This is a genomic window from Stutzerimonas frequens (genome assembly GCF_024448335.1).
Classification (GTDB): Bacteria; Pseudomonadota; Gammaproteobacteria; order Pseudomonadales; family Pseudomonadaceae; genus Stutzerimonas; species Stutzerimonas frequens.
The window spans coordinates 45,594-56,999 of the sequence record NZ_JAMOHM010000015.1 but is presented as its reverse complement, the minus strand read 5'-3'; the positions used below and the strand labels follow the sequence as shown (position 1 = coordinate 56,999).

The following is an 11,406-nucleotide window of genomic DNA, read 5'->3' as shown; positions in this document are numbered from 1 at the left end:
GAGACGGTGCGTGAGGCGCGATTATGGCCAAATGCCTGTGTCGATGTCGGATGTCGTTCGCAGAGTTGTCGTCGCTGCGCCAGCGGCCGCTGGCGCGTTGCAGGCGTGAGGGCTGTTAGACTGCTGCGCGCCGATCGAGAAGGACCCTCCCGTGACTCCAAGCATTTTCTGGTACGACTTCGAAACCACAGGGATATCGCCCAGCCGCGACCGACCGATGCAGGTGGCGGGTATTCGCACCAACGAAGCGCTCGAGGAAGTTGGCGAGCCGCTGAATCTTTATTGCCGTCTCAGTGACGACATCCTGCCCCATCCGGCGGCGTGCCTGGTTACCGGGATCACGCCGGCAACACTGCAGCAGCAAGGGCTAAGCGAAGCGGAGTTCGTTCGCCGTCTGCATGAGGAGCTGGCTACCCCGGGTACCTGTGTCGCTGGCTACAACAGCCTGCGCTTCGATGACGAGGTTACACGCTACAGCCTCTATCGAAACTTCTATGATCCTTACGCGCGTGAATGGCAGGGCGGCAACAGCCGCTGGGACCTGATCGATCTGGTGCGCACGGCTTATGCGCTACGTCCCGAAGGGTTGGTGTGGCCGGAGGAAGACGGGCGAGTGACGCTCAAGCTCGAACGCTTGAGCGCTGCCAACGGGCTGGAGCATCTGAACGCCCATGACGCGCTGTCCGATGTGCGCGCCACCATCGCGCTGGCCAGGCTCATTCGCCAGCGCCAGCCACGTCTGTATGAGTACCTTTTCAATTTGCGCCGCAAACAGGCAGTGCTGGATCAGATCACCCTGCTCGAGCCGCTTGTGCATGTCTCGGGGCGCTTCGCCGCAGGCCGCCACTTCCTGTCGATAGTTCTGCCGTTGGCCTGGCATCCGCGCAATCGCAATGCGCTGATCGTCTGCGATCTGCAGGCCGAAGTGGAGCCGCTCTGGCAGGAAAGTGCACAGACGTTGCGGCAGCGCCTCTATACGCGTCGCGAGCAGCTCGGCGAGGGTGAGCTGCCGGTGCCGTTGAAACTGGTGCACATCAACAAGTGTCCGGTGCTGGCGCCGCTCAAGGTGCTGCGCGACGACGATGTCCGGCGTCTGGCTCTGAATCTGTCGCTGTGTCATGAGCGGGCGGCGCTGTTGCGCGAGCGACGGCACGTCTGGGTCGATAAGCTGGCCGAGATCTATGCCGAGGAAGGCTTTGGTGGCAGCGACGATCCCGAGCAGCAGCTGTATGACGGCTTTCTCGGCGAGCGAGACCGGCGCCTGTGCGAGCAGATACGTGGGCTCAGGCCAGCCGAATTGGCCAGGCACCCGTGCCGCTTCGAAGATGTGCGGTTGGAGGCGTTGCTGTTTCGCTATCGCGCACGCAACTTTCCCGAAGGGTTATCCGTGCAGGAGCAATCGCAGTGGAGGTCGTTCTGTCAGCAGCGACTGAGCGATGCGGCACATGGCGGGCCGAATACCCTGGCGCAGTTTGAAACTGAAATTGCGCGGCTGATGCCCACTATCACCGTGGCGCAGCAACAACTGCTGCAACAATGGCTCGAGTATGGCCGAGGGCTGGGCGAGCGTTATGGATTGCGCCTCTGACGTCGTCAGATGTCGTTCCGACTGTCCTGCTGCAACGCTGTACTGGCAAGGCCTGAAATGAAAAACGCCGTTCCTCGATAAGCGCATCGAGAAACGGCGTTTCTATTAACCGTTATTGCTTAGCCCAGAAGAGTGGCCCAGCTTTCAACGGTGTCGGAACCCCACTGGGCTTTCCATTCTTTCAGCGTCTTGTGGTTGCCGCCTTTCGTTTCAATTACTTCGCCGCTATGCGGATTCTTGTACTGCTTCACGCGGCGAGCGCGCTTGCTGGTGGTAGGCGTCTTTGCAGCGCGCGGACTCTTGCTGCTGCGCGAGGCATCCGGATCGAGCAGGGCGATGATGTCTCGCAGCGACTTCTGATATTCGCCCATGAGTTCGCGCAGCTTACCCTCGAACTCCAGTTCCTTTTTCAGCTTGTCATCTTCGGAAAGGGACTTCAGTCGCTCCTGAAGTTCCTTGATGGCCTCTTCAGTGGCGCGATACTCGTTGATCAGTGACATGTGGCTTCCTTGAGATAGGCTTGAACGCAAGTGTTGGCAATCATAGTCCTGCCGTATGCGCAAGTAAATATAGCCGGTTAAAAAAGCGGGATTACTATTTGAAGGGATATTTCACGTACGGACATGCGTCGAAACAACGGGTTAATGAATGTATGCCTGTTTAAATGGACAACTTTCTTGGTGTTTTCAGGCGGGGTACTGCCGGTTGCCAATCTTCCGGGCGATGCACCTCCGCGCTCGATGCTGCTAGTTGACGGAAACGTTGCCGTTAATGCGATGGCTGTGCTTTTGTCAGCTGGGCTAGAATGCCGCGTTTCCTTTGAGCCGGAGTAACCGTTAATGCGCACTTTCAGGCTGGTCATTGCCTGTCCAGATGGCGTTGGCATTGTCGCCAAGGTCAGCAACTTTCTCGCTACCTACAACGGCTGGATCACCGAGGCCAACCATCACTCCGATCATCAGAGTGGCTGGTTTTTCATGCGCCACGAGATCCGCGCGGATTCGCTACCCTTCGACCTGGACGGATTTCGTCACGCCTTTGCACCGATTGCCCGTGAGTTTTCCATGGAGTGGCGCATCACCGACTCCGAGCAGCGCAAGCGGGTCGTGCTAATGGCGAGCCGCGAGTCCCATTGTCTGGCGGATCTGCTGCATCGCTGGCACAGCGGCGAACTCGATTGCGATATTCCCTGCGTGATTTCGAACCACGATGACCTGCGCAGCATGGTCGAGTGGCATGGTATTCCGTATTTCCATGTTCCGGTCGATCCGATGAACAAGCAGGAGGCCTTCGCCGAGGTGACCAGACTGGTGCGCGAGCAGCGTGCCGACGCCATCGTGCTGGCGCGCTACATGCAGATCCTGCCGGCAGAGCTGTGCGACGAGTTCGCCCAGCGGGTCATCAATATCCATCACAGCTTCCTGCCGTCTTTCGTCGGTGCGAAGCCTTATCACCAGGCATCCTTGCGCGGCGTGAAACTGATAGGCGCCACCTGTCACTATGTCACGGAGGAGCTGGACGCCGGCCCGATCATCGAGCAGGACGTGGTGCGGGTCAGTCATCGCGACAGCATCGAGGACATGGTTCGGCTCGGCAAGGACGTGGAGAAGATGGTGCTGTCGCGCGGCCTGCGCTATCACCTTGAGGATCGCGTGCTGGTGCACAGCAACAAGACGTTGGTATTCAACTGACAGGGGATGACGATGGCCGATCCGTTCGAGCGCGCCGCTGCCAAGGCACCGCCTATCATTGGTGGTGGCTGTACCCAGCGATACGATCCCGAGGCGCTGTCGTCCGAGTTGGGCACCGACTTTCCGGAAGCCGAGGCGCTCTGGGCCGAGCTGCAAGCCGATCGGGAGCCCGTCGACGAGCATTGATGCGGCTGTGGCAGTGTGCGGGGAACGAGAAGGAGAGGGTTGATGATGGCTTCGAACGATCGGTTGGTACTCGGCGCCGAGGTGACCGGCGAGCCCAGCACTCAGTCCCTGCGACTGGCCAATCGGCACGGCCTGATTGCTGGCGCGACCGGCACTGGCAAGACCGTAACCCTGCAGCGCCTGGCCGAGCAATTCAGCGATGCCGGCGTTGCGGTTTTTGCCGCTGACATCAAGGGCGACCTCTGCGGTCTCGGTGCTGCAGGCGCGCCGCAGGGCAAGATCGCCGAACGCATCGCCAGCATGCCGTGGCTGCAGCACCAGCCGCGGGCCTATCCCGTCACCCTGTGGGATGTGCATGGTCGCAGCGGCCATCCGCTGAGAACGACTCTGAGCGAAATGGGCCCGCTGCTGCTCGGTAATCTCCTGCAGCTGACAGATAGTCAGCAGTCGGCGCTGTATGCGGCGTTCAAGGTGGCGGATCAGCAAGGCTTGCTGCTGCTGGATTTGAAAGACCTCAAGGCGCTGCTCGCCCATCTCAAGGCAGAACCCGAGCTGCTCGGCGAAGACAGTGCATTGTTCACTGGAGCATCTTCCCAGGCGTTGCTACGGCGTCTGGCGACGCTGGAGCAGCAGGGCGCCGAGGCGCTGTTCGGCGAGCCCGCGCTGCAGCTTGAGGATCTGCTGCGACCTGCCGCTGATGGGCGTGGCCCCATCCATTTGCTCGATGCCAGTGTGCTGGTGCACGAGGCGCCAAAGGTGTATGCGACCTTTCTGCTCTGGCTGCTGGCCGAACTGTTCGAACAGCTACCGGAGCGCGGTGACGCCGACCGTCCGCTGCTTGCGCTGTTCTTCGATGAGGCGCACCTGCTCTTCGGCGATACGCCGAAGGCACTGCAGGAACGTCTGGTGCAGGTGGTCCGGCTGATCCGCTCCAAGGGGGTTGGCGTGTATTTCGTCACGCAATCGCCGAGCGATCTCCCGGATCAGGTGCTGGCACAGCTGGGGCTGCGCATCCAGCATGGGCTCCGCGCTTTCACCGTCAGAGAGCAGAAGGCGTTGCGCTCAGTGGCTGACGGTTTTCGCGCCAATCCAGATTTCGAGACGCTGGAAGTCTTGACGGAGTTGGGGATTGGCGAGGCGCTGGTCGGTGGGCTGGAGGAAAAGGGTATGCCGGCCATGGTGCAGCGAGTGGCGATCGCGCCCCCGCAATCACGCATCGGGCCATTGAGTGATGCGGAGCGTGCGGCGCTGATCGCCGGCTCTGCCCTGCGAGGTCATTACGACAAGCCTGTCGATCGGATATCCGCATACGAAATATTGAGTGCTCGCGCCAGGCAGGCCAGCGAGCCGCAGGCGCAAAAGCCGAAGCAGGGCAGGGGGCGTGACGACATCGATCTGGGTGAGCTGGCCGGGCGAGTCGTGAAAAGTGCTCTGAGTCAGGCGGCTGGCCAACTGGGCCGACAACTGGCCAGGGGGCTGCTGGGCTCGCTACTGGGCGGTAAGCGCTGAATTAAAGAATTACTGCTGAGCTATCGGTGCAGCATCCTTATTGCGGTGCGCGGTGCTTCGACTGTCGTTTGGTTAGCGTTCAGGCTTGTGGTGCAGCCGAACTCTCGAACTCGGCGCGTTTTTCCTGTTCGAGCTTCTCGAGTTCCTGTTGAAACACCTGATCTCTAAGCGAAGGCTTTTTCCGCCAGGGTTTACGCTCAGGTTCGCGCTCGGCGGCATAGGTCGTAATCTCGCCTCCGTAGACTTTCGTAAAACGCTGTGCCTGGCGTTCGAGTTCGGCGCGCAGTTCGTCTTTCGTCACGTAAGAGATCCTGTATTGAAACGATTGCTTGTAAGTTGCCTGGAATCGCCTAGTTGTAACTGAAGTTTGCCGGAGTTTTCCCGGTAACCGTAATTGTTATGACGTGATTCAATTGAAAAGGTTTGCGCAAACTGGGCGCAAGCCGGAGAAGCGAGGCGTAGTTCAAAAAAATAGGCGTGAACGCACATCGCTGTGCGTACGGAAATCTGCATCCGCGCCAAGCGAGTGAAAGTATGCCTGCTTTCGAGCAAGGCGGACCAGGGGCATGGAAAAAGAAAAGCCCGCGATGTGCGCGGGCTTTTCACTATCGGTTGAAGTGATCAACGGGCCACTTTGGCTTCGTTGCTCTGCTCCGCGCGGCCATAAACATCATCGAAACGCTCGATGTCGTCTTCACCCAGATAGCTGCCGGACTGGACTTCGATGATCTCCAGCGGAATCTTGCCAGGGTTGGCCAGGCGATGTACCGAGGTGATCGGAATATAAGTCGACTGGTTTTCGGTGAGCAGGAAGGTCTTCTCGTTACATGTAACCTGCGCTGTACCGGAAACCACGATCCAGTGCTCTGCCCGGTGGTGATGCATCTGCAGTGACAAGCTGGCGCCGGGATTAACGCAGATACGCTTGACTTGGAAGCGACCGCCCATATCCACCGAGTCGTACCAGCCCCACGGCCGGTAGACGGCACAGTGATTCTTGGTTTCGCTGCGGTCCTGGGCATCGAGCTTGCTCACCAGTTTCTTGACGTCCTGCACCTTGTCCTTGTGAGCGACCATCATGGCGTCCTTGGTTTCCACCACGACGACATCTTCCAGACCCAGCACGGTGACCAGTTTGCCGTTGCCGTGAACCAGGCAATTGCGTGTGTCTTCGGCGATCACATCGCCTTTGAGCACATTGCCGTTCTCGTCCTTTTCATGCACGTCCCAGATCGAGGACCAGGAGCCGACATCGCTCCAGCCCGCAGACATCGGCACCACGCAGGCCAGTTGCGTCTTTTCCATCACGGCATAGTCAATGGAGTTGTCCGGGCAGCAGGCGAAGGTCGCTGGGTCGATCAGCACTTCATCGCCATTCTTCACGCTGCGCTCGAGCGCTGCCCAGCAGGTGTCGTAAATGTCCGGGTCGTGCTTTTTCAATTCATCCAGGAAGACGCTGGCACGAAACAGGAACATGCCGCTGTTCCAGTAGTAGTCGCCAGATTCCAGATAGCTCTGGGCACGTGCCTCATCGGGCTTCTCGACGAACTGGGCGACGCGCTTGATGCCTTCTGGCAGGCCCGCATTGGCGTCCTGGCTGCCACGGATGTAGCCATAGCCCGTTTCGGGACGGGTCGGTGGGACGCCGAAGAGCACCATCTCACCGTTCTCGGCGGCGTTGGTCGCCAGTGCCAGGGAGCGCTGGAAAGCCTTCTGGTCTTCGATCACATGATCGGCCGGCAGGACCAGCAGCAGCTCGTCGCGGCCCTCTTCGATCAGCTTCATCGCGGCGATGCCGATGGCCGGCGCCGTGTTGCGGCCGAAGGGCTCGAGCAGAAGGCCCTGGACGCCCAGTTTGCGCGCCGCCAGCTGCTCCTTGACGATGAAGCGATGGTCCTTGTTGCACACCAGCAGAGGCTGCTGCATGCCGTCGAAAGCCAGGCGCTCGACGGTCTGCTGAAACAATGTCTGTTCACCGGTCAGGGCCAGGAACTGCTTGGGGAACGACTTGCGGGAAAGGGGCCACAGTCGGGAACCGCTGCCACCTGAAAGAATAACCGGGATCATAGTGCTCTCTCCTGAAACGTTTCGAAGGTCGTTCTACTTGTTCGTCGACGCCGGCCATCTGGCGGCGCCCGGGTTGTTCATCGAGGGAATCGCCGATCGCTCGGAGCGATAGCCGCTCGGTCCCGAGGCACCGCCTCGGGAATGGAATCTGCTGTCAGGTCTCAATGGCCGGCGTTGGTTGCGCCAGGACCGCTCAGGCCCGATGGCGCTGTGGTTGATTGCCGGTCAGAAATGTCGGCACGGCGAATCTCCGATGGCCGACGGCACGACGAAGAGCGCCATCGTCGTGAGCGATGCGTGATGTCTGCTGGTCGGCAAGGAGCGGTGCTGTTGCATGGCCGTAACCCTCTGTTCGTGCCTTGCTCGGCGTATGTCTGTCCGAATGCCGCGTTGGCACTGGTCGACGCCTCGGCCGTTGGCCTGATGTCCGGCAGTCTGGCTGCCCGAGGTTTCGCTCCTGTCGCAGCCGTCATGCGACCGGCAGCGGAGCGAATTGCATGATTGGTGACCCAATGCACGTTCATGTGCGACGTCCCTTTCCACCTGGAATTGTCGGTACGCGCTTATGATTGCCGGCCATGCGCGATAGTTCCCGCGTGGACTGCCGTTGATCGGTGAGATTTTTCGAACGGTTTCAGCGGGCAATGGCTGCTTAAGGGTGAGACCACGGCGGGCCTCGGTGCGCTGACAGGCGCAGCGGGATGAGTTCGTGCTGCCCGTGCGGGCAGGGCGGCGCCAACTGGCGGGTTGGCGCCGCGGCTACGGTTACTGCTGGTCGGTATCGCGCAGGAATACCAGATGGTTGGCCGAGGAATCGTCCGCGCTGAAGCGATAGCCCTCGTAATCGAACGCCGAGAGCTGTTCGGGCTTGGCAATACGTTCCTTGATCACCCAGCGTGCCATCAGGCCGCGCGCCTTCTTGGCATAAAACGAGATGATCTTGTACTGGCCATTCTTCATGTCCTTGAAATCGGCATCGATGACTCGCGCATTCAGCGCCTTGCGCTTGACTGAACTGAAATATTCATTGGACGCCAGGTTGAGTAGAACATCGTCGCCCTGTTCGCGAAGGGCTTCGTTCAGCCAGTCGCTGATTCGCTCTCCCCAGAACGCGTATAGGTCCTTGCCGCGCGGGTTGACGAGCTTGGTGCCCATTTCCAGCCGATAGGGCTGCATCAGGTCGAGTGGACGCAGCAGACCGTAGAGCCCCGAAAGCATGCGCAGATGCTGTTGGGCGAACAGCAGGTCGTCGTCGGTGAAATCGTCGACATTGAGCCCGGTGTAGACGTCGCCCTTGAAGGCCAGCAAGGCCTGTTTAGCGTTGTCCGGCGTGAACTCGGCGGTCCAGCTGCCGTAACGGGCCACATTGAGCGCAGCCAGCTTGTCCGAGAGGTGCATGAGTTCGCTGATCTGCGCTGGCGAATAGTCTCGAAGCAGTTCGATCAGTTGCTGCGAATGGTCGAGGTGCTGCGGCAGGGTGAAACGTTCGGTTATCGGTGGTGTTTCGTAATCGAGTGTCTTGGCTGGGGAAATCACCATCAGCATGTAGGGTCTCCTTTCTGATGGCGCGATTGTAGGGTGGTGACCGGAGCGGCTCCAGCTATGGATGCCATAGACGCGCTGTTGACCTTACCTGCATGACAAGGTGCAAGCTGTGGCCATCGATTCGGGAGTTCGTATGACTGATTGCAATCACGCGCAATGGCAGCCGCCACACGACTACCGTCCTCTGGAACGCCGCGCGGAGCGGCAGACCTGGGGCGTGGTGCTGCTTACCGGGCTGACCATGGTGGTGGAGATAGTCGCCGGTTACTGGTTCAACTCGATGGCATTGCTGGCGGACGGCTGGCACATGGCTTCGCACATGGTCGCGATCGGTCTGTCTGCGCTTGCCTATCTACTGGCGCGACGCTACGCGACGGACCAGCGCTTCGCTTTCGGCACCTGGAAGATCGAGGTGCTCGCCGGCTTCGCCAGTGCGCTTCTGCTGGTAGTCGTGGCGCTGTTCATGATCGGCGAGTCGCTGCAGCGATTCTGGTCGCCTGCGGCGATCGGCTTCGATGAGGCGTTGCTGGTTGCGGTGATCGGCCTGCTGGTGAATCTGCTATCGGCCTGGCTGTTGCGTGATCAGCACGATCACGGCCATAGCCATAGCCATAGCCATAACGAGCAGGGCCATGCGCATGCACATGGGGCGTCAGGCAAGGACCTCAACCGTCATGCCGCCTTCATCCATGTGCTAACCGATGCCCTGACGTCGGTGGCGGCCATCGTCGCATTGCTGGGGGGTAAGTTGTTTGGCTGGGGCTGGCTCGATCCGGCCATGGGCATTGTCGGTGCCGTGTTGATTCTTGTATGGGCGCGTGGCTTGTTGCGGGATACGGCGATGGCGTTGCTTGATCGGGAGATGGATGACCCGCTCGTCGAGCAGGTTCGCGAAGCGTTGGAACGGGTGCCCGATACCGAAGTGACCGACCTGCACCTGTGGCGTGTAGGACGTTCGCAGTACAGCTGCATCCTCAGCGTGGTCACGCATCAGGGACATACCGCCGATCGCTACAAGGCCGCGCTGCAGCCCTTTACCCAGCTGGTGCACATCACCGCCGAGGTGAATCGCTGCGGCGAAAGCGCGCACCTTGATCGTCGACATTAACGCGTGAAAACGGAGTGAGCCAAGCACCTGCGGTCGATTCGTGAAAAAAACCGACATTCAACGGAAAAGTCTTTTGTCTGTCATAAGTTTTACGGTATTACCGAATCCAGACCGCCGAACCCTGCGACACAGGTGGCGGCTCCTGGGTAGCCCCGAATCCACTGGCTTCCCTCGTCCGCTCACCTCAATCGCACGGCGGTCACTCTGCGGCGGAGCGCGTATCCGCTTCGCTTCTGACCCTAGAAAAAGGTGATCGGTATGGATGACTACGGCAGATCCCGCGCGACCCAGCCCACGCTCTACGTCCTCGACACGAACGTTCTAATCCACGATCCCAATGCCTTGCTGAATTTCCAGGAGCACCAGGTCGCGATACCCATGACCGTGCTGGAGGAGCTCGATCAGCTCAAGACCGGTAAGCACAGCGTGGCCGCCGAGTGCCGCCAGGCGATTCGTCTGATCGACAGGCTGCTGGGCGATGCCACGCCTGAGGAAGTCGAACTGGGTGTGCCGATCCAGCGTGGCAAAAGCGGGCCGTGCGGCAGCCTTTCGATTCTGATGAGCAAGCGCGGTGAATCCAGCGCGCTGCCAGAGGACCTGAACGACAACAAGATCATCAATCAGGTGGTCGAGCTGAGCAAACAGCGCCCCGGGGTGCCGGTGGTACTCGTCACGAAGGACATCAACATGCGCCTGAAGGCGCGGGCCTGTGGCGTGGCGGCGGAGGATTACCATACCGACCAGCTGGTCGACGACGTAGGCCAGCTTTCGCCGGGCTATCACAGCGTCACCGGCTCGTTCTGGGATCGCGTGAGCAAGGTGGAAACCCATCAGGGGCACGGACGTACCTGGCATCGCGTGCAGCTGACCGACAATCTACCGGCCGTCCATATCAACGAGTTCATCATCGACGAACAGGGCTTCGTGGGTTGGATCAAGGGCATCAAGGCCGATGAGTTGCTGCTGCTCGACCTGCACCAGGAACCGCTGCTGCATCAGGAAGCCTGGGGCCTACGCCCGCGTGACATTCATCAGGCGCTGGCATTGTTCGCGCTGCTCGATCCGGATATTCATCTGGTCAACCTGTCCGGTGCCGCCGGCTCGGGCAAGACCATCCTGGCCCTGGCTGCAGCCATCGAACAGACCGTGGTCAGCAAGCGCTACCGGCGCATCATCGCCACCCGTAGCGTACAGGGGCTGGACGAGGACATCGGCTTCTTGCCCGGCACCGAGGCCGAGAAGATGGAGCCCTGGCTCGGCGCTATCACCGATAACCTCGAAGCGCTGCACATGGAGGACGAGAACACCCACGGGAGCATCGACTACATCCTGCAAAAGGTGCCGCTGCAGTTCAAATCGCTGAACTACATCCGCGGTCGCAGCTTCCAGCAAAGCCTGATTCTGATCGACGAGTGCCAGAACCTCACGCCGCACCAGATGAAGACCATCATCACCCGTGCGGGCAACGGTTCGAAGGTGGTGTGTCTGGGCAACCTGGCGCAGATCGATACGCCCTATCTGTCCGCTACCAGTTCCGGGTTGACCTACCTCACCGAACGCTTCAAGGACTTCTCCCACGGCGTGCATATCACCCTGCAGGGCGTGCCGCGCTCGGTGCTGGCCGAATACGCCGAAGCGCACATGTAGAGGGCTCGAGGCTGGCGATGCCCGGAGTACCTCTTACGAGGCGGGTCCATCGCCAGCGGCTGGGG

At 60.2% G+C, this 11,406-nt stretch carries 10 protein-coding genes; 6 read left to right on the top strand and 4 right to left on the bottom strand.

The genetic code is table 11. The features are described from left to right. The first annotated feature begins 151 nt into the window (after positions 1-151). Positions 152-1,588, top strand: a complete 1,437-nt coding sequence (sbcB, locus tag NAO55_RS17835; RefSeq protein WP_102840652.1) for an exodeoxyribonuclease I — start codon at positions 152-154, stop codon at positions 1,586-1,588. 119 nt (positions 1,589-1,707) lie between these two features. On the opposite strand, the gene mvaT is transcribed toward sbcB, so the two are convergent. After that, positions 1,708-2,088, bottom strand: a complete 381-nt coding sequence (mvaT, locus tag NAO55_RS17830; RefSeq protein WP_063544645.1) for a histone-like nucleoid-structuring protein MvaT — start codon at positions 2,086-2,088, stop codon at positions 1,708-1,710. 339 nt (positions 2,089-2,427) lie between these two features. Here mvaT and purU point away from each other — a divergent pair, with 339 nt between their 5' ends. Genes purU through NAO55_RS17815 form a run of 3 tightly spaced genes read left to right on the top strand, consistent with a single transcriptional unit; the run spans position 2,428 to position 4,974 of the window. Further along, positions 2,428-3,279 carry a formyltetrahydrofolate deformylase gene (gene purU, locus NAO55_RS17825; protein WP_063544647.1) on the top strand — a complete coding sequence of 284 codons (852 nt, stop codon included), beginning with the start codon at positions 2,428-2,430 and terminating at the stop codon, positions 3,277-3,279. A gap of 12 nt (positions 3,280-3,291) precedes the next feature. Continuing rightward, the gene (locus tag NAO55_RS17820) at positions 3,292-3,465 is read left to right on the top strand and encodes a hypothetical protein (RefSeq protein ID WP_166082497.1); all 174 of its coding nucleotides are present in this window, start codon (positions 3,292-3,294) and stop codon (positions 3,463-3,465) included. Between the two features lie 42 nt (positions 3,466-3,507). Further along, positions 3,508-4,974 (top strand): helicase HerA-like domain-containing protein, encoded by a 1,467-nt coding sequence (locus NAO55_RS17815; protein WP_102840653.1) that lies wholly within the window; start codon positions 3,508-3,510, stop codon positions 4,972-4,974. Positions 4,975-5,053: 79 nt separating this feature from the next. On the opposite strand, the gene NAO55_RS17810 is transcribed toward NAO55_RS17815, so the two are convergent. From NAO55_RS17810 to yaaA, 3 genes are all read right to left on the bottom strand, one after another. Then, positions 5,054-5,275: a hypothetical protein gene (locus NAO55_RS17810; RefSeq protein ID WP_063544653.1), complete on the bottom strand. Its 222-nt coding sequence runs from the start codon at positions 5,273-5,275 to the stop codon at positions 5,054-5,056. Positions 5,276-5,595: 320 nt separating this feature from the next. Next, the gene (locus NAO55_RS17805; RefSeq protein WP_063544655.1) at positions 5,596-7,041 is read right to left on the bottom strand and encodes a mannose-1-phosphate guanylyltransferase/mannose-6-phosphate isomerase; all 1,446 of its coding nucleotides are present in this window, start codon (positions 7,039-7,041) and stop codon (positions 5,596-5,598) included. Between the two features lie 765 nt (positions 7,042-7,806). Next, positions 7,807-8,586, bottom strand: a complete 780-nt coding sequence (gene yaaA, locus NAO55_RS17800; protein WP_102840654.1) for a peroxide stress protein YaaA — start codon at positions 8,584-8,586, stop codon at positions 7,807-7,809. A gap of 133 nt (positions 8,587-8,719) precedes the next feature. On the opposite strand from yaaA, the gene dmeF reads away from it, so the two are divergent. Further along, positions 8,720-9,694, top strand: a complete 975-nt coding sequence (dmeF, locus tag NAO55_RS17795; protein ID WP_102840655.1) for a CDF family Co(II)/Ni(II) efflux transporter DmeF — start codon at positions 8,720-8,722, stop codon at positions 9,692-9,694. Between the two features lie 258 nt (positions 9,695-9,952). Beyond that, positions 9,953-11,341 carry a PhoH family protein gene (locus NAO55_RS17790; RefSeq protein WP_063544661.1) on the top strand — a complete coding sequence of 463 codons (1,389 nt, stop codon included), beginning with the start codon at positions 9,953-9,955 and terminating at the stop codon, positions 11,339-11,341. Positions 11,342-11,406 lie beyond the last annotated feature (65 nt).